At 50.8% G+C, this 18,893-nt stretch carries 11 protein-coding genes; 3 read left to right on the top strand and 8 right to left on the bottom strand.

The genetic code is table 11. The features are described from left to right. Positions 1-172: 172 nt before the first annotated feature. From F0P93_RS08520 to F0P93_RS08535, 4 genes are all read right to left on the bottom strand, one after another. Positions 173-1,630: a TolC family protein gene (locus F0P93_RS08520; RefSeq protein ID WP_150875966.1), complete on the bottom strand. Its 1,458-nt coding sequence runs from the start codon at positions 1,628-1,630 to the stop codon at positions 173-175. Then, positions 1,608-4,796, bottom strand: a complete 3,189-nt coding sequence (locus tag F0P93_RS08525) for an efflux RND transporter permease subunit (protein ID WP_150875967.1) — start codon at positions 4,794-4,796, stop codon at positions 1,608-1,610. Before F0P93_RS08525 ends, F0P93_RS08520 begins: the two co-directional genes overlap by 23 nt. A gap of 107 nt (positions 4,797-4,903) precedes the next feature. Further along, positions 4,904-6,055, bottom strand: a complete 1,152-nt coding sequence (locus F0P93_RS08530) for an efflux RND transporter periplasmic adaptor subunit (protein ID WP_150875968.1) — start codon at positions 6,053-6,055, stop codon at positions 4,904-4,906. 145 nt (positions 6,056-6,200) lie between these two features. Then, positions 6,201-6,545: a hypothetical protein gene (locus tag F0P93_RS08535; RefSeq protein ID WP_150875969.1), complete on the bottom strand. Its 345-nt coding sequence runs from the start codon at positions 6,543-6,545 to the stop codon at positions 6,201-6,203. Between the two features lie 363 nt (positions 6,546-6,908). Between F0P93_RS08535 and F0P93_RS08540 the strand changes: the two genes are divergently transcribed. After that, positions 6,909-7,472 carry a DUF1697 domain-containing protein gene (locus F0P93_RS08540; RefSeq protein ID WP_150875970.1) on the top strand — a complete coding sequence of 188 codons (564 nt, stop codon included), beginning with the start codon at positions 6,909-6,911 and terminating at the stop codon, positions 7,470-7,472. Between the two features lie 34 nt (positions 7,473-7,506). Here the strand turns inward: F0P93_RS08540 and F0P93_RS08545 are convergent, their stop codons facing one another. Continuing rightward, positions 7,507-9,180 carry a fatty acid--CoA ligase gene (locus F0P93_RS08545; RefSeq protein ID WP_150875971.1) on the bottom strand — a complete coding sequence of 558 codons (1,674 nt, stop codon included), beginning with the start codon at positions 9,178-9,180 and terminating at the stop codon, positions 7,507-7,509. 105 nt (positions 9,181-9,285) lie between these two features. Further along, a complete protein-coding gene (locus F0P93_RS08550) occupies positions 9,286-10,527 on the bottom strand; it encodes a NupC/NupG family nucleoside CNT transporter (RefSeq protein WP_150875972.1) in 1,242 nt (413 codons plus the stop codon). Positions 10,528-10,810: 283 nt separating this feature from the next. On the opposite strand from F0P93_RS08550, the gene F0P93_RS08555 reads away from it, so the two are divergent. Beyond that, positions 10,811-12,418: a hypothetical protein gene (locus F0P93_RS08555; protein WP_150875973.1), complete on the top strand. Its 1,608-nt coding sequence runs from the start codon at positions 10,811-10,813 to the stop codon at positions 12,416-12,418. A gap of 92 nt (positions 12,419-12,510) precedes the next feature. On the opposite strand, the gene ppk1 is transcribed toward F0P93_RS08555, so the two are convergent. Together ppk1 and gyrB are read right to left on the bottom strand one after the other, a co-directional pair. Next, positions 12,511-14,709: a polyphosphate kinase 1 gene (gene ppk1, locus F0P93_RS08560; protein WP_225309415.1), complete on the bottom strand. Its 2,199-nt coding sequence runs from the start codon at positions 14,707-14,709 to the stop codon at positions 12,511-12,513. A 1,224-nt stretch (positions 14,710-15,933) separates the two neighbouring features. Further along, positions 15,934-17,934 carry a DNA topoisomerase (ATP-hydrolyzing) subunit B gene (gene gyrB, locus F0P93_RS08565; protein WP_150875975.1) on the bottom strand — a complete coding sequence of 667 codons (2,001 nt, stop codon included), beginning with the start codon at positions 17,932-17,934 and terminating at the stop codon, positions 15,934-15,936. A gap of 266 nt (positions 17,935-18,200) precedes the next feature. On the opposite strand from gyrB, the gene F0P93_RS08570 reads away from it, so the two are divergent. Further along, positions 18,201-18,821 carry a hypothetical protein gene (locus F0P93_RS08570; RefSeq protein WP_150875976.1) on the top strand — a complete coding sequence of 207 codons (621 nt, stop codon included), beginning with the start codon at positions 18,201-18,203 and terminating at the stop codon, positions 18,819-18,821. Positions 18,822-18,893: the final 72 nt, after the last annotated feature.

Here is an 18,893-nt window from a genome sequence, read left to right on the forward strand (position 1 = left end):
CACTCTTTCGCTTTCTGCCCCGTTCCCCTAAAGGATGGTCGGCCGCTGCCAGACTTTTAGCATCCGGACTAAGCCGCGTCCAAGTCCCTTTTAGGGGAACGGGGCAGAAAGCGAAAGTCCTAAATTGATAACTCTGATTTCCTCTGATAAACCCTGTGTAACAACATTTAGTTTACTGCCAGCCGCCCCCCAGCGCCCGATACAGGTCGATAACCGATAAGAACTGCGCCCGTTTGGTGTTAATCAGTGAGAGTTCAGCCGCCAGCACGCTGCGCTGCGCCGTGATGACTTCCAGGTACGAAGCATAGCCCGTCGCGAATAATTCGTCGGAAATCGTGGCCGCCTGACCCAATACCGCCACTTCCTGGGCCTGCAGTTCCGCCACCTTGCGGTAATTTTCAATGCCCCGCAAACTGGTAGTCACTTCGCTGAAACCGGTCAGCACAGTTTTCTGGTACCCGTAAAACGCTTCCCGGCTTTGGGCAACCGACAGCGAATAGTTCGATTTCAGATACCGACGGTTGAAAACCGGAGCCGCCAGGCCGCCCAGTACGCCGAGTGCGAGCGAAGCCGGGTCGAGCAAAACCGACGCCCGAAACGCATTCAGGCCCACGTAGGGCGTCAGCGTCAGGGACGGCAAGAACTCCGCCCGGGCCACCTCCACGTCGACGTTCGCGGCTTCCATTGCCAGTTCGGCCTGCTGAATATCCGGTCGGCGACGCAGCATCTGGCTCGGAATCCCCGCCGAAATCCGGGCTGGCAATTCCTGGTTGCTGATGGTTTTAGTCCGCGCAATGGGTTGCGGAAACCGCCCCAGCAGCTGATTTAACTGGTTTTCGGTCTCCACAATTTGCTGTTGCACCTGCGCTTCCAGGCTCCGGGTGTTGAGCAATTGTGCGTTGAATTGCTGAACGGCGAGTTCGGTAACGCGTCCGGCGGCTTTCTGAACTACCACCAGTTCGGACGCCCGTTGTTGCAACGCCTGGTTTTCGCGAAGAATCTCCAGTTCGCTGTCCAACGCCAGAAGCCCGTAATACAGGCGGGCAACCTCGGCAATGAGCGAGGTAACAATCAGATGCCGCCCTTTTTCGGAGGCCAGAAAACGCACGTAAGCCGCTCGTTTGCGGTTTCGGAGTTTTCCCCACAGGTCAATTTCCCAGTTGCTCCGAAAACCCAGGAAGTACTCCGGCGTCACGTCCGGAATGCGCTTATCGCCTTTGATGTTGGGCGACAGGTTGGTGTCAAAATTCCCAACACCGTTCAGGGTATACCGACCAAAGCGGTCGAATCCGGCGGCTGCTACGGCATTGACCGAAGGCACCAATGCGCCCCGGCTGTACTCAAAATTAGCACGCGCCATTTCGATGCGCTGCGAAGCAATCTGCAAATCCGGGTTTCGGGCCAAAGCCGTATCGATCAGACTTTCCAGATCCGGGTCTGAGAAAAACGCTTTCCAATTCAGGTTGCCAACCGATGTCGAGTCCGTGTTTCCGGTAAACGACGTGGGCAGCGTCCGGGCTTTCGGCAGTTGCAGGGGTTCGGAAACCCGGCAGCTACTCAATAGAAAAAGCGGAATGAGATAAAAAACGAATTTTTGATACCTTGATTTATGAATGAACGGTCGTTCCATTTTCGTGAGTTTGAGTTAATACCGGAACCTGATCCAGCCCGTCGTCTTTGGGCGGTTTGGCTTGCAGCAGTTGGGCGAGTTTGGCAAATGCAACATACAGCCCCGGAATCAGAAAGAGTCCGAACAGGGTTCCGATGAGCATACCGCCCGCAGCCGCCGTCCCGATGGAACGGTTACCGAGCGCACCGGCACCGGAAGCAATGCAGAGAGGAATCAGTCCGGCAATGAACGCGAAGGAGGTCATCAGAATCGGTCGCAGACGCGACATGGCCCCTTCCATTGCGGCTTTCAGAATCGACAGGCCTTCCTGTTGTTTCTGGTTGGCAAATTCAACGATCAGAATGGCGTTTTTCCCCAGCAAACCGATGAGCATGACCAGCGAAACCTGCGCGTAAATGTTGTTTTGCAAACCGGCCAGTTGCAGACAGAGAAATGACCCGAAAATACCGGCGGGCAGCGATAGCAAAACCGCCAGCGGCAAAAACAGACTTTCGTACTGCGCCACCAGCAACAGGTAGACGAAGACCAGACAGATCACAAAAATCCAGATGGCCTGGTCGCCCGACAACACTTCTTCGCGCGTCATCCCCGACCAGTCGAACGTAAAACCGCGCGGCAGTTTTTCTTTGGCTACTTCCTGAATCGCCTTGATGGCATCCCCACTGCTGTAGCCGGGTGCCGACTCGCCGTTGATCATGGCCGAGGTAAACATGTTGTAGCGGGTCAACTGCTCCGGCCCGTAGACGCGTTCCATCGTGATAAAATTGGAATACGGCACCATTTCACCCTGTTTGTTCTTCACCCGCAGGTTCAGTACATCTTCCGGTTTAGCCCGGTATTGAGGTGCGGCCTGAACCATCACCTTATACATCTGATTGAAGCGGATGAAATTGGACGCGTAAAAGCTTCCCATCAGCGTCTGGAGCGTACTCATGGCGTTGTCGATGGAAACGCCTTTCTGAGCGGCTTTATCCTGATCGACGTGCAACACGTACTGCGGGAAACTGGGGTCGAAACTGGTGAACACCCGGCTGATTTCCGGTCGTTTTTCCAATTCGGCAATAAACTCATCGGTTACTTTTTTGGTCTTCTGCAAATCGTCACTCCGGGTACGGTCCTGCAACCGGATCTCAAAACCGCTCGAATTCCCAAAACCGGGGACTGTGGGTGGCGAAAAGAACTGGATGCTGGCATCGTTGATATCCTTGGTTTTATCAGCCAGCAAGGCAATCACATCGTCAACCGATTCTTTGCGTTCATCCCAGCTTTTGAGGTTGATCATACCCATCCCGTAGGACGCTCCGGCGCCGTCGGTCATCAGACTCAAGCCCGCCAGCGTCGATACGTTCTCGACTGATTCGAGTTTGGAAGCCGCCTGCTGCACCAGATCCATGACTTCTTCCGTCCGCTCCACCGTGGCCCCAACGGGCGTGGTCACGTTCACGTAAATCATGCCCTGATCTTCGGTCGGAATAAAACCGGCGGGCAGAATGGTGTTGATTCCCCAGGTAGCGGCCACAAAAAGCAGCAGAACGCCCCAGGTCACGACGCCCCGGTTCACAAACGGACGCAAACCGCGCCGGTATTTCCCGGCCAGGGAGTCATATCCCCGGTTGAATTTAGCAAAAAACCGCCCCAGCAATCCCTTTTGCTCCCCATGAACGGGTCGTAGCAACAAAGCACACAAAGCGGGTGTCAGGGTCACGGCGTTGATCCCCGAAATCACAATGGAAATCGCCAGTGTTAGCGAAAACTGCCGGTAGAAAATACCGACCGGACCCGACAGGAAAGCGACCGGAATAAATACCGCCGACATCACCAGCGTAATGGCGACAATGGCTCCGCTGATTTCTTTCATTGCCGCAAACGTTGCCGCCCGGGGGGAAAGGTGTTCTTCCGTCATTTTGGCGTGAACGGCCTCCACCACCACAATGGCATTATCGACCACAATCCCAATCGCCAAAACCAAAGCAAAGAGGGTTAGCAGGTTTACCGAGAAACCGATCACATCCATGAACGCAAACGTACCGACCAGCGCCACCGGAACCGCCAGGGCGCAAATCAGCGTCGAACGCCAGTCCTGGAGGAACAGGAAAACAACGATAAACACCAGAATGAAGGCTTCAAACAGCGTGCGGACGACCTCGTGAATCGAGGCATCCAGAAAGCGCGACACGTCGTAGGCAAAGTTGTAGGTCATGCCCGGCGGGAAAGTCGTTTCTTTCAGTTCGGCCAGGCGTTTTTTGACATTGGCAATAACTTCCTGCGCGTTGGAACCCGGCCGCTGTTTCAACATGATAGCCGCCGAGGGCCGACCGTCGTTTTTGGACAGGATACCGTAGTCCAGCGATCCGAATTCAACTTCGGACACGTCTTTCAACCGGAGAATCGAGCCGTCGTCCAGGGTACGGATCGCGATGTTTTCGTACTGCCCGGGTTCGATAAATTTCCCCGTATAGCGCAGGACATACTGCAAAACCTGGGCATCACGGTCGGCACTTTCACCGGCTTTTCCGGGAGCCGCTTCCACGTTCTGTTCCCGAATGGCCGCGATGACTTCATCGGCGGAAACGTTGTAGACCGTCATGCGGTCGGGCTTGAGCCAGACCCGCATGGAATATTCCCGCGCACCCAGAATATCGACAAAACCGACGCCATCGATGCGTTTGAGTTCCGCCAAGATGTTGATATCGGCGAAGTTATAGATGAATTTCTCATCCGCCGTTGAATCCGTGCTGATCAGGTTCAAATACAACAACATGCTATTGACCTCTTTCTCCGTCGTTACCCCGGCCTTGATCACTTCTTCGGGAAGTTCATCCAGAACGGTCGTCACCCGGTTTTGAACGTTCACGGCCGCCAGATCCGGGTCGGTGCCGACTTTGAAGAAGACCTGAATCAGAGTCGAGCCGTCATTTCCTGAAATGGCGGTCATGTAGGTCATATTCGGCACACCGTTGATGGCCCGTTCCAGCGGCATAGCCACGGCTTTGGTGCTCACTTCGGCATTGGCACCCGTATAACTAGCCGTTACGACAACAGACGGCGGAACAATGTCGGGGAACTGAGTAACCGGTAAATTCATCAGCGACAGTACGCCCAGCAACGTAATCAAAACCGAGATTACGGCGGAGAGCAAAGGCCGTTTTATGAAGGTATCAAACATAGTTTCGTGCTGATAAATCTAAAGTACAGGCATCCCTCTGGTCGCGGGTGCGACCAGAGGTTGCTCTGAACCCTAGAGTGGGATGGAATGATCGGAAGCCTTTCCGGTTAGTTGGTAACCACCTGGGTCTCGGATTTTGCGGGATTTAGTGTCAGCAAACTCTCGGGCGACAGTGCCTGCGGAACAATTTGCATCCCATCGCGGATGTTCTGAATTCCTTCGTAGACGACCTTCTCACCAGGTTCCAGCCCCGATTTGACCAGGTAAAACTGGGCGATACGGCTCTGGGGAACGAAGCTCCGCATTTTTACTTTGTTGGACGCATCGACCACATACACGTAGTTTTTATCCTGAATTTCAAATACTGCCTTCTGCGGAACCAGAACCGCATTATCTACCTCATTTTTCAGGCGAATTTTGCCCGTAGCCCCGTGTTTGAGCATTTTGTCAGGATTTGGAAAACGCGCCCGGAAGGCAATCGTGCCGGAACCATCGTCAAACACGCTTTCCATCGTTTCAATTTTACCGGCCTGCTTATACGGCGTATCGTCGGCCAGGAGCAATGTTACTTCCTGTCCGCTGCTGCTGTGTTTCCCTTTTTTGATGTATTCCAGGTATTCTTTTTCAGACACGTGAAAATACGCATAGACTTCGCGAATGTCCGAAACCGTAGTCAGTAGGGCGCCTTCCTCGATCAAACTGCCCATTTTGGACGGAATCCGGTTAATCACCCCGTCAAACGGAGCCCGGATGCTGGCATGAGCCAGGCGCAGCGAAGCGTTTTCCTGTGCCGACTGGGCTTCTTCAATGGCAGCTTTGGCGGCATCCAGTTTCGACTTCGACAGTTCCAGTTCGGAAGCCGAAATCACTTTCTTGTCGACCAGCAACTTAACACGCCCCAGCTCTACCTCAGCGGTTTTGGCTTCGGCCATCGCGCTCTTCAGATTGGCTCTTGCCTTGGCCAGTTCGGCCTGATACTCAGCCTGGTTGATCTGAAACAGCAATTGTCCTTTTTTCACCTGCCGCCCTTCGTCGACATGTATTTTATCAAGAAACCCGCCAACGCGGGCACGAATTTCCACGTTCCGAACGGCCTCCACATTGCCCGCGTATTCACGTTGCAGGGTGGTCGACTGTCGGGTAATTTCAAAAATGGGGAGTTCCGGTTTTTCAACCTCGGTTTTCTCCTCGGCCTGGCTGCTACAACCGCTGATAAAAGCACTGATTGATAGCGCAATGGCAATGATGTATCCTTTCATAGTGGTGATATGATTTCTCGTTAAGCGTATAGGGAAGTCACGACATGGTTCATCCCTGAACAAAGTCCGACCTGAATTTCAATAAGATGTAACTGGATGTTGTCGTACTCGATTGAAAAACGCTCCACCTGAGCGGAACTACCCCTTAAGCTTGAGGTGGCGGGGAGTTTATTTCCTGGACATGCGAGAATACACGAATGAACGTTAGTCCAACGGGGCGGGCAGCCAGGTGCCAGTAAACGGGCTTTAAGGAAAAAGAGAAAAGAGGGGCAGAGAAATAATCGTGTTCAATATTGGCAACGTCGGACTCTTCTTTGGCATCATCCTGCTCCGGAACGGCATCGATAATGCCCAGCCAATTTTCCAGAACCAATTCACCGATGCTTTCAATTCGGTTAACGGATAAGTCTTCTTTTTGGGCACCATGAAGCATCCTGGGCGAAAAGTGCTCGGGCACATCAACACTAATGTTGATGATGTGCAGCGCCATTAGCCAGCAGAATAACCGGTGCAGAAAGAAGTTTTTTCTCCGTTTACTCATTTGAATGTTGTATTCTTAATCGTTTCAAAATTAAGCACATATATCGGAAATATACAACTATTATTCTTAAAATCGGCCAAATTTGCAAATAGTTACTGCTTTTTCTCCGATCATTACAATTTAATACCCGTGGTTTTCACCCTTTGCAACAGCCTGTATTGCGATTTTGAGGATTCTCTTTAAAAATAAACGCAGAAGCGAGAAAAGAGTTCGACTCGTATACGTTGGCTTTTGAATCCTGACTTACTTTTCATAAAATGCCTCCTGATTTTTCCCGGGTACTTACTATTCGCATCTGATGAGTCTTGCCGTATGAAAACCGCCCTTGCTATTCTCCGTGGCATCAATGTCAGTGGTCAAAAAAGAGTCCCAATGAACGAGTTGAAGCACTTGGTCGAGGAATTGAATTGCCAGCAGGTCAAAACGTACGTTCAAAGCGGTAACGTCGTTTTCACGCATTCCGCTGCCGATGAGGAGCAACTGAGAAAACAGATTGAGAAGAAAATTGTTGAAACATTTGGCTTTCAGGTGCCGGTTTTGATCCGGTCGCTGAACGAGCTGACCGGCATCGTTGCACACAATCCTTTTTTACAGGAAGACCACACCGATCTCGACAAGCTTCATGTCACGTTTCTAGCGGATGTGCCCGACACTTTGAATCGTGACAAACTAAAAGAGTTGGCCGTTGGCACCGACCGGTTTTTCCTCTCTGGAAAAGAACTATACGTGTATTGCCCGGGCGGTTATGGCAACACCAAACTGAGCAATACCTTTTTTGAAAACAAGCTCAAGGTAACGGCCACGACCCGAAACTGGAAAACCGTCAATGAGCTTTTAAAAATGATGCACTCATTGAGTCCGAACACGGAACGGTAGCGAACAGGATTTTTTTGCTCCGGAAGCGTCCTTTTCAGGAGAAGATCAGTCCTTTCATCTCGGCCCGGATTTTCTTCTTATCGATTTTGCCAACGCTGGTTTTCGGAATTTCACTGACCAGCACAATGCGATCCGGCACATACCACTTGTTAATGTCCCCGCTCGAAATCTGACCCTGCAAGGCGGTTTTGATCGTTTCAGACGTTACTTTGCCTACATACTCCGGTTTTAGCACCACCAGCGCGTGCGGGCGTTCGCCCCATTTTTCGTCCGGGAACCCGACCACCGCCGACTCGCCCACGCCTTCGATTTGCGACAGGCAGTTTTCAATGGCCAGCGACGAAACCCACTCCCCACCGGACTTGATGACGTCCTTGGTGCGATCGGCAATGATCACCCAGTTATCGGGCGTAATGGCGGCCACATCACCCGTGTGGAGCCAGCCGTTGTGCCAGAGTTCCTCTCCCCGATCGGTTTCCTTGTAATAGCCCTGCGTAAGCCAGGAGCCCCGCGCTGTCAGTTCGCCCAGCGAATGGCCGTCGTGCGGAACCGGCTGTCCCTCATCGTCCTGCAACTGGATGTCGATAAAGGGCGCGATGCGACCGGCCCGCGTCCGAAACTCCACCTGCTCGTCGATGGGCAACGCACGTTCGGTGTCATTCAGGTAGGTGAGCGACAGAATCGGAGCGGTTTCGGACAATCCATACCCTGCATAGACCTGAATGCCCAGTTCCAGGGCGGCTTTTGCCAGCCCTTTCGTCAGCGCCGAGCCGCCGATGATGACCTTCCAGCGACTCAAATCCACCTGTCTGGCAACCGGGCTATTCACCAGCATCGTCAGAATCGTTGGAACACAATGCGAGAGGGTTACTTTTTCTTTCAGGAGTAATGTCAGAAGCATTTCGGGCTCGTATCGCCCCGGATACACCTGCCGCGCCGACAGCATCGTTGCCAGAAGCGGAAAACCCCAGGCGTGGACGTGAAACAGGGGCGTGATGGGCATGTATACATCATGGGTCGAATGAAACGCGACGGCTTCATACCCGCAGATATACGTTACCAGCCCCATCGTGTGCATGAACAACTGCCGGTGCGAAAAATAAACACCTTTGGGGTTGCCCGTGGTGCCGGTGGTATAAAACGTCGTAGCCCAGGTATTTTCGTCAAAATCCGGGAAATCGTACTGGTCTGAAGCGGTTTTCAGCAGACTTTCGTATTCGCCGACAAAACCGTCCGGCATCACAACCCCCTGATTCTGATACACTTTGTCGCTCACCAGAATGAACGTTTCCACTGTCGTGAGCTGGCTTTTGATCGCATCAAGCAGAGGCAGGAAGTCTTCATGAATCACCACTACCTTGTCTTCCGCGTGGTTCATGCAATACAGAATCTGCGCGGGAGACAACCGCACGTTGATCGTGTGCAGAATGGCGCCCAGGCACGGAATGGCAAAAAAACATTCCAGATACCGGTGACTATCCCAATCGAAAACCGCTACCGTATCGCCCGGCTTCACCCCGCTGGAAGTCAGCAAATTGGCCAGGCGACGAACCCGCTGGTTGAAGTCCACGTAATTCATACGGAACAGGTCGCGGTAAACAATTTCCCGCTGCGGCTCGTATTTGAGCGACTGCCCCAATATTGTTTTTACCAGAAGCGGTTGCTCCTGAGCCGAAGCCGTGCGGGGGATCAGTTTCGTGGCAATCATCACAAAAGGGATAGGAAGGCCGGTAAAGGCCACTAATAGGACAAGAAAATCTTGCTGAAATTATAGAATTTCAGTCAAATCCTGCCGTCCTGCAGCGGTTTTATTTTAGAGCAGCAATCCGGCGAGGGTCGCAGACATATACGACGCCAGCGTTCCGCAGATCAGGGCTTTGAAACCCAGTTTGGCCAGATCGCTCCGGCGCGAGGGCGCCAGTTCACCGATACCGCCCACCTGAATGGCAATCGACGAAAAATTGGCAAAACCGCAGAGTGCAAAGCTGGTGATGGCAATGGTTTTTGGATCGAGCGTACTTTTGATTTTCACCAGGTCAAGATACGCCACAAATTCATTCACCACCATCTTGGTGCCCATCAACGAGCCCGCAGCCTGAATATCCTTCGACGGAACGCCCATGGCCCAGGCAAAGATGGAAAAGACATGGCCCAGCAGAAAGTTGAGGCTCAGGTTCGGAAATCCAAAAATGTAATAGCCGATCCGGAACAGAATGCTGTCGAGCAAGGCCATCAGAGCGATGAAACCGATTAGCATCGCAATCACGTTGAAACCCACTTTCAACCCTTCAGCCGCGCCGGAGGCAATGGCATCGAGCAGGTTAGCGTGGCTTTTTTTGATTTCCAGCTTCACAATGCCTTCCGTTTCCGAGACTTCGGTTTCGGGAAAAACGATTTTGCTGATCACCAGCGCACCCGGAGCGGCCATCAAACTGGCGGCCAGCAGATACGGTGCCGGTACGCCCAGCGAAATATACACCGCCAGGACGCCCCCCGCAATGCAGGCAAAACTGCCCGTCATCGATGCCAGCAATTCCGATTGCGTCATGGTTTTCAGATACGGCTTGATCATGATCTGTGCTTCGACCTGTCCGACAAATGTACTCGACACATTGGACAGAGCTTCGGCACCACTGACGCCCATCAACCATTTCATCACCCGCGCCAGCACCGCCACCACCCGCTGCATGATGCCCAGGTGGTAGAAGATATTGACCAGAACCGCTACGAAAATGATGGTCGGAATAACCTGAAAGAAGAAAATGAAGCCGTTTTCGGGACCGAACGCTTTGCTGAGCAGTTCACGGTTGACCAACGGAGAAAAAACAAATTCAGCGCCCTTGACGGATTTCTGTAAAAGCCGGTCGACAAACTGTCCCAATGTCTGGAAAATCTGCTGGCCGATGTCCGTTTTCAGAATAAAAACCGCCAATCCAAACTGGAGTAACAACCCGACTCCCACAGTTCGATAGTTAATTGCTTTGCGGTTATTTGACATGGCATAGGCGATGCCCAAAATCAATACGATGCCGATCAGTCCGGTAAAACGGCTCATTCAATACGCTGGTTAGTTGACGTGTACGGTAGTTTACAAAAAACTTGTGAAGATAAGAAGGAATGACCGGTCCCGAATGCGAATTTGCCGGTTTTCTCGCCAGACAACGGTTTATTTCCTGATCCCGACTAGCGTAGTTCTCCCGAGGCTCAGCATCCTCCACCCCGGTATCAATTTCTTTTATTTTGTTATTTATCAGACAAAATTACAGTAAAATTGTTATTCTATTATTACTGACTATCAGTTACTTAAATTGAATAATTTTAATAATTAATAGATATATATGAAAAAGACAGTGCTTCCTTTTTTTCTGTCAACTTTGCTATTTCTCAGCAATGCCTGCCAGAATCCGCTGGATGATGTGGGAATTGGATTTAAAGACCCTATTGAAAACGGGATCGTTGAGCTCCGGTTCCGAAGTTTGAAAGGCCCATTGCCAAAAGAGATTGAGCTTGTGGTAGCCGGAGCCGATGCCGACAAAATTGTAACAACCCTCAATACGACGAATTACAAAGTGAATGCGGATGGCGTGTTGATTCTGGCGGCTTCACCCGAGGCCATGTATTCGAAAAACGATCCGCTCAGCTTTGTTGTTGCCGCTAAATCAGCGGGGTATCTGGACATTGTCCAGCCGGTTGAAATGGCCGACACGGGCCGACACAGCCTGTCACCAAAGTGGCTAAAACTAAGTGATCCGCCCACCTACCTGTCGGCAACGCAGGTAGACGCAATCGAATTACCGCTTGTGGCTGGCTTTGCCATCAAGACGCCCGTTATCAACCAGAAAAAAGACAATGTAACGGCTTGGATCGAACCCGGTACTGAATTCAGGATGGCCACCGGAACAAACTTGAGTGGCCCCTTGACGGCGGCTCTGCTCCACATCGAAAACCGGGGTAACAACCCCGCCGATTTTCTGCCGACGGGTTCGATTATGTCGTCGGTTACCACTGCTGGCGGAGAAAAGCTGGGATCTTTGCAACTCAGCCAGATTGCGGGGGCTTTTTCGCTGGAATTCCACGATGACCAATTTCAACTGGTTCAACAGGTTTCGAAACCGGTTTCCTGTGTCATGACGCTCAATCCGGCCACCATCAACCCCGCCTTGGGCCGACCTCTACAGCCGGGCGACGAAATTCCTTTGTATCGCTATGATCGGGTCACTCAGCTCTGGCAGCAGGAAAAACCGGGGCTGGTTACCCGCAATGCCTCCACCGGACAACCGGAGTGTACCCTTTCGATCGCGCATCCGGCTCTGTGGGTGGCTGGCTGGACCCAGGCGGTTTGTGACGAGGGCCCTATTTTTGCAGTTAGTAGTAAACTGAATCAGGTTGACATCCAGTACCTCTGCAAGGTGGTCGATGCCGATACGCGGCAGGAACTGAACTCATTTTATACGCCCTTGAACAACGGCAGCCGCATCGTTCTGACGAATCTTTTACAGAACCGCAAAGTCCGGTTGCAGGTCTTTGCTTACAACGATGCGTACAGTACTGGAAATCCGGGCCAGCCTGTGCTGGAGACCCCGCCCCAGCAAACCTGCAACCGAACCCCGCAGGTACTGGATTTGCAAAAATTAGCGGTTCCACCCCCTATTACGGTAAGCTTTAATTTTGCGTGTCCACCACCCACCAAACTGGACGAATCCAAATTGCCCGCCCGGATTCGTTTGCAATACAGTGACGCCGGGAAACGGGATTGGCGCGACCTGGTTACCCTGGATCGAAAAAGCACCAGAACGGTGTCCTATAAGCTACAGGTCAATAAACCGTATGATATTCGGGTTAGTACCGATGGCGGAGCAAGCTGGCCGCTGGAGAAAAACCGTTTTGTGCCCGACCACAACACACTGGCGTTCGAGATAGCCTCTCCGGAATTTTGTAGATATTAATTTACGGTATTCCGTTTACGGTTTACGGTGGCTGACGCGTTTGAAATGTGCATCAGCCACCGTAAACCGTAAACGGAATACCGTAAACCGCATTAACTCGTCTGAACTTCTGCTTCCGGCTGTGTTTCCGGTTGAGGTGGCTCTGGCTCGACCGGTTTTTCATTTACAAATAATTTCGCCTGCATGACTTCCTTCTGCGTCACCTCAAAAAACTTCTTCTGAATGTTGAACAGCGGATCCGTTTCTTCATCCGCACAACATCGTACGTAAACCCCGTCTTCGTGAAGTTCATAGGCGTTGACATTGTCCCGCAGATTGTAATCCAGCAGGTGAATGGCCTGCTGTTTTACCCGTTTGTCCACCAACAAAAACAACGATTCGATGCGCCGGTCGAAACTGCGCACCATGACATCGGCACTGCCGCCGTAAATCTTCGGATCGTCGTTGTTATGGAAATAAAACAGACGCGTATGTTCCAGAAAGTCGCCGACAATCGACCGGACGGTAATGTTCTCACTCAGCCCCTGCCGATGGGGTCGCAGGCAGCAAATACCGCGTACGATAAGCCGAATGGGGACCCCTGCCTGAGACGCTTTATAGAGTTCATCGATCACTTCCTGATCTTCCAGGGAGTTGATTTTGATACAAATACCGCTCGGTAACCCCGCTCTGGCGTTTTCGGATTCGGCCCGGATGAGCTTGACCAGTTGCTTCCGCATATCGCGCGGGGCGGTAATCAAATACTGGTAATCGTTGGGCAGCGAATGTCCGGTAATAACATTAAAGAATTCGGAAATATCGTGCGTATATACCTCGTCGGTGGTCAACAGGCCAATGTCGGTATAGAGTTTCGATGTCTCTTCGTTGTAGTTTCCACTCGACAGGTGGGCATACCGCACCACACGCGAACCTTCACTCCGAACCACCAGCAGCAGTTTCGTGTGCGTTTTATAACTGCTAATCCCGTAAATCACAAAGCACCCGGCTTTTTGCAGCCGCTGGGCTTCCCGAATGTTGTTTTCTTCGTCGAAACGGGCTTTTACTTCAAACAAAACCGAAACGTGTTTGCCGTTTTCGGCGGCTTTCAGCAAGGCTTCCGTGATCCGCGACCGTTTGGCCAGGCGATAAATCGTGAGCTTGATGGCCAACACATTCGGATCTTCGGCGGCCTGTTCCAGCAACGACATCACCGGCTCGAAGTTGTTATAGGGATGATGGAGCAGGATATCCCGTTCTTTCATCAGCTCGAAAATGTCCGTATTTTTCTCCCGGCGCATTCCCAACGCCGGTACGGGGGCCGGGGGCGCAGGCAGCTCATCACGAAATTCCGGATGCCGAACGACTTGCCAAAGGCTGGTGTAATCAATCAGTTGCGCATTTTCAAACAGGTTGTAATCATCAATTTCCCAACGCTTTTTCAACAGATTCACCATCCATTCCGACGCATTGGGTTCGATTTCAACGCGAACCACGCGACCCAGCCGGCGGTTTTTGATTTTCTGCTTGATTTCGTCGATAAAGTCGTTCTCGATGTCGTCGCTCTCTTCCAGCGTAAAATCACCGTTTCGCGTTATCCGCATTAGATTAACCGAGTCGATCTCCACATTTCGGTATAACTTCTTAATTTCCTGACGGATAATTTCTTCAATCGGCAGAAAACACGTTTCGTCTTTGCGCTCAAACGGCATGAAACGGGGCAGATTGGCGGGAATCTGAACGAACGACAACCGCTGGTTTTCGTCATCCTCCCCGGCTTTCACCGGACGGCTGGGATCCTGGGTAACAACGCTGAAAATCAACACTTTCGCCAGCAACATCGGAAACGTATGCGTATAGTCATAAACCATCGGCGTCAGCATGGGATAAATGGTCCGGTCGAAATAATCGACCGCTTTCACCCGCTCCTCGTCGGTAAGGTCATTCAGTCCGACAAACCGAAAGTCGATGTCCTTGAATGACGCTTTCAATTCATCAAAAACCGCACGCTGGTCGCGGCTGAACTGCTGTGCCGCCGTCATCAGGGCTTTTCGGAAGGGAATTTCCCGCAAACCGGAGTAGTCGACGCGCTCTTTTCCGTAGTCGAGGTAGTTATAGAGACTCCCGATGCGAATGGTAAAAAATTCGTCCAGGTTCGACGCCGTAATGGCCAGAAACTTGAGTCGGTCGAGCAGGTGACGTTCTGGCGTGCGGGCCTGATCCAATACCCGGTCGTTGAATTTCAGCCAGCTCAGGTCACGGCTGATGTAGTTACTCTGGTCGATGACATTCGCCAGTTTTTCGTTTATTTTCATAGCCTTACCGTCTTCCGAATCAGATGGTAAAGTTACTTTACGGCCCGAGAAAAACGAGAAAAGATTCCCGAAAGAACCCTTCCTTTCTATAGTATCTTTTTGTGAAGAAATTTTGCTGGTCATAGGTAGGGATGAACTTTATTGTATTCAATTAACGCATAGTATGACAACTTCGTACGCTACTTTTTAGTTTACGGCACCTCCCTGGCAGTTCATACAAACAGAATCTGTACCAGAAGGATCATTTACTCGAAAAAAATAGTAAAACAGCAGGAACTCAGCATTTCCCGGTATACACCCAAAGGCATTGCAACCGCCCGATTATTGCACATGCAAAAATAATTTATCTATAGTATGATTTCTCCGATTTTTTTAGAATTTTTGGTACAAGAATTGTATAATGTAAATTAAAAAAAGAACTGGCTCGCTGGTTCCTTTTAACTGCTAATCTAAAAAACGGTCTGTTTTATTAAGATCCTACTTGCCTTTCTACTAAAGAAAGATTGAAATGATATTGTCTAACTGGTAGATAGTTTATTGATCCATCCTGCAACAAATCTGATCTACAATAAAAAGAAAAACGAATCGTTCTAAAATTGAATTCTACCAACAAGTCGTTCACAGACTGGTGACGTTTAAACCTTCATGTGAATACCCGGAAAGTTATTTTTATTCCATTTTAACGCCGGACAGCCTTTTTTTCTGCGCAATCGCCTGACTGAAAACGAAATGCAGGGCTTATACATTCTAGAAAAAACCGGTTTTCCTGCAGGCTAGTATCCTAAGCACTAAGAAACGATCTGATCCGATACGCTGATCACGTCAACACCACACCCCGGAGATAACACCTGGCAATTGCCTTTTAAATCATCTTTATAATTCAACTATTGCCAACAACATCCGGCAGATTACGAGTAAACTCTACAATCCTTTTACAGGACCGTAATCCCAAGAAATAACAAAACAAATCCTTCCGTACTATGTGGCTAAAATCGAAAATACCTTGGCGTTTTCTTTCAGTAATTCTGGTTTATTTTAGCATCCATTGGTTTATTGAAAGTCTGCCCGATCTGATCCGTTATTTTTCTAACCGACCCTAAAAACAGAGAATTCCGTGTTTCTGCGGGTGAAGGTTTTCACCATCAGGGGTTTCCCGGAGGCTTCTGCTTTGGAGGACCTTCTCCAAACTGACCAAAAAAAAGCGGGCTATTCGCCCGCTTTGTCTTACACGTCTACTTTTGCATATTTGGCGTTTCGCTCAATGAATTCCCGGCGGGGGGCCACCTCATCGCCCATCAGGGTCGAAAAGACGTGGTCGGCTTCGGCGGCCGACTCGATCGTCACCCGCTTGAGGCTTCGTTTCTCGGGGTCCATCGTCGTGCTCCACAACTGTTCCGGATTCATTTCTCCCAGACCTTTGTACCGCTGCACGTTTACGTTCTCCTCACGACCCGATCCGGCCAGTTCCCGAATAGCGGCTTCGCGTTGTTGCTCCGTCCAGCAATACCGTTCTTCCTTGCCTTTTTTGACCAGGTAAAACGGCGGCTGGGCGATGTACAGAAACGCATTGTCGATCAGCGAGCGCATGTGGCGGAAAAACAGAGTCAGAATCAGCGTCCGGATGTGGCTGCCATCGACGTCGGCATCGGTCATGATGATCACCTTATGATACCGGAGTTTCTCCAGGTTCATCACGGTTTCGCCATTGACGCGTTCGTAGCGAATCCCAAGCGCCGTAATGATGTTCTTGATTTCTTCGTTTTCGTAAATCTTGTGTTCCAGGGCTTTCTCCACGTTCAGGATTTTCCCCCGCAACGGCAGAATGGCCTGGAAGGCACGGTTACGGCCCTGTTTGGCAGAACCGCCGGCCGAATCCCCTTCCACCAGGTAGATTTCGCAATTCTCCGGGTTGGTGTCCGAACAGTCGGCCAGTTTACCCGGCAGGCCCATCCCGCTCATGAAGTCCTTGCGGTCGGTCATGATGCGTTTATAGGCCAGATCGGCGGCAATCCGGGCCTGTGCCGAAATCAACACCTTCCGAACGATCGAAGAAGCTTCTTTCGGGTGTTCCTCCAGCCACATTTCGAGCATTTCAGCCACCGTCGAGCTAACGGCTCCAACCACATCGCTGTTGCCCAGCTTGGTCTTGGTCTGGCCTTCAAACTGCGGCTCAGCCACTTTCACCGAAATAACGGCGGTTAGGCCTTTGCGGAAGTCACTGCCATCGAAAGTTACTTTGCCGGAGTTTTTCCCCAGCAAATGCGCATTGCGCTCGGCATACCCTTTCAGAATTCGGGTCAAGGCGGTCCGGAATCCCTGCACGTGTGTGCCGCCTTCGATCGTGTTGATGTTATTGACGTAGGAAGAGATGTTTTCACCTGCTTCCATGTTGTATACCATGGCCACCTGAACGGGCGTGGTACCGGTCTCCCGCTCCATGTAAATGGGCGACATGCCTTCCAGAGAGGGACGGCTTTCATCCACATACTTCACGAACTCGGTCAGACCGCCTTCCGAATAGAATTCGGTATTCAGCGGTTCGCCCTGCTCGTTGACATCGCGTAAATCCGTCAGGGTAATGCGGATGCGTTTGTTGAGGAAAGCCAGCTCGCGCAAACGACCGGCCACGGTATCGTACTTGTAAACACTTTCGGTAAAAATCGAATCATCGGGTTTGAAGCGCACCGTTGTACCGGTATCCGTTGCCGTGCCGATCTCCCGAACGGGATAAACCGGCTGCCCGATGTGGTATTCCTGCTCGAAGACTTTGCCTTCGCGGTGTACTTCAACGTGCAAAAACGTCGAGAGTGCATTTACGCAGGAAACCCCCACGCCGTGCAAACCACCCGACACTTTGTACGTATCCTTGTCAAACTTACCCCCGGCGTGAAGCACGGTCATGACCACTTCAAGGGCTGATTTGCCCAATTTAGTCTGCATTCCGGTCGGAATACCCCGGCCGTTATCTTTCACCGTAATCGAATTATCTTCGTTAATCGTAACCTGAATGGTATCACAATAACCAGCTAAAGCTTCGTCGATGGAGTTATCAACAACTTCCCAGATCAGGTGGTGCAAGCCTTTGATACCAACATCGCCGATGTACATGGCCGGTCTTTTCCGAACGGCTTCAAGACCTTCCAGGACCTGGATATTGTCTGCATCGTAATTACCTCTGGAACGTTCTTCGGGTGTGATGTCGGCTTCAATTAATTCGTTTGTCATAGAATGCAATCAGTATAGATCCGTTTTACGGAATTGTTATAAGAAATGCGGTTAAAAGGACGATTTCGAATAGTAAAAATACAAATTTTTCGGGTCATTTCCTAGCCCCGTTCAGCCTAACGTATAAATATACCTACAAAACAATGGACAGCAAAATTTTGTGTTTACGAATAGCGGTAAAAATGATCGTGAATTCGCATTTTTAAAACTAAACCAATCCCTTTTTCGTCTATCTAAAGGGAACATCCATCAAGCATAGCAAGTACATGAGAAAATTGTTGTTTTTCGTAGCCATTTCTGCCTTCGCACTGACCTTCAGCCAATGCAGCGTCAACCGCCAGATTACGCAGGCCAAAGCCCTGGGCGATTGCAAATTCAATATCACATCGGCCGACAGCGTTTACCTGTCCGGCATCGACATTCGGAAACTGAAAAACCTGGAAGATCTGAATCCCATGAAGTATCCGCAACTGGCCACGGGATTCATGACCAAAAGCATTCCGCTGAGCGCCCGCATCAACATCGACATCACCAACCCGACCAACAAAACGGCGGCTATCGACCAGTTAGAGTATAAAATCATGCTGGCTGAACAGGAACTGTTCAACGGTTTTGTCAACCAGCGCATTGAAGTAGCCCCCGGTGGCGGCTCGACGCGCGTTCCGATCAAACTGAACGCCAATGCCTACAAACTGATGACCGACGAAAAAACCCGCGATGCATTCACGGACCTGGTCCGGAACATGAGCGGATCGAACAGCGCCAAACCATCGACACTGACGATCAAAATCAAGCCGACCCTCGCGCTGGGGAATAAGAAAGTCAACTATCCCGGTTACATCACGATCGACAAGGAAATGACGAATAAGATTCTTTTGGGGCAATAATTACCAATATCGAACACTGAATATTGAATAACGAATATCGAAATCATGCCTGCACCGTACTTCGATATTCGC

Source organism: Larkinella humicola, from assembly GCF_008727875.1.
In the GTDB taxonomy this organism is placed as follows: domain Bacteria; phylum Bacteroidota; class Bacteroidia; order Cytophagales; family Spirosomataceae; genus Larkinella; species Larkinella humicola.

Coding starts and splice junctions, on each gene's coding strand:
- F0P93_RS08570 (WP_150875976.1), top strand. CDS start 18,201: ATGAGAAAATTGTTGTTTTTCGTAGCCATTTCTGCCTTCGCACTGACC.
- F0P93_RS08530 (WP_150875968.1), bottom strand. CDS start 6,055: ATGAAAGGATACATCATTGCCATTGCGCTATCAATCAGTGCTTTTATC.
- F0P93_RS08535 (WP_150875969.1), bottom strand. CDS start 6,545: ATGGCGCTGCACATCATCAACATTAGTGTTGATGTGCCCGAGCACTTT.
- F0P93_RS08550 (WP_150875972.1), bottom strand. CDS start 10,527: ATGAGCCGTTTTACCGGACTGATCGGCATCGTATTGATTTTGGGCATC.
- F0P93_RS08555 (WP_150875973.1), top strand. CDS start 10,811: ATGAAAAAGACAGTGCTTCCTTTTTTTCTGTCAACTTTGCTATTTCTC.
- gyrB (WP_150875975.1), bottom strand. CDS start 17,934: ATGACAAACGAATTAATTGAAGCCGACATCACACCCGAAGAACGTTCC.
- ppk1 (WP_225309415.1), bottom strand. CDS start 14,709: ATGAAAATAAACGAAAAACTGGCGAATGTCATCGACCAGAGTAACTAC.
- F0P93_RS08520 (WP_150875966.1), bottom strand. CDS start 1,630: ATGGAACGACCGTTCATTCATAAATCAAGGTATCAAAAATTCGTTTTT.
- F0P93_RS08525 (WP_150875967.1), bottom strand. CDS start 4,796: ATGTTTGATACCTTCATAAAACGGCCTTTGCTCTCCGCCGTAATCTCG.
- F0P93_RS08540 (WP_150875970.1), top strand. CDS start 6,909: ATGAAAACCGCCCTTGCTATTCTCCGTGGCATCAATGTCAGTGGTCAA.
- F0P93_RS08545 (WP_150875971.1), bottom strand. CDS start 9,180: ATGATTGCCACGAAACTGATCCCCCGCACGGCTTCGGCTCAGGAGCAA.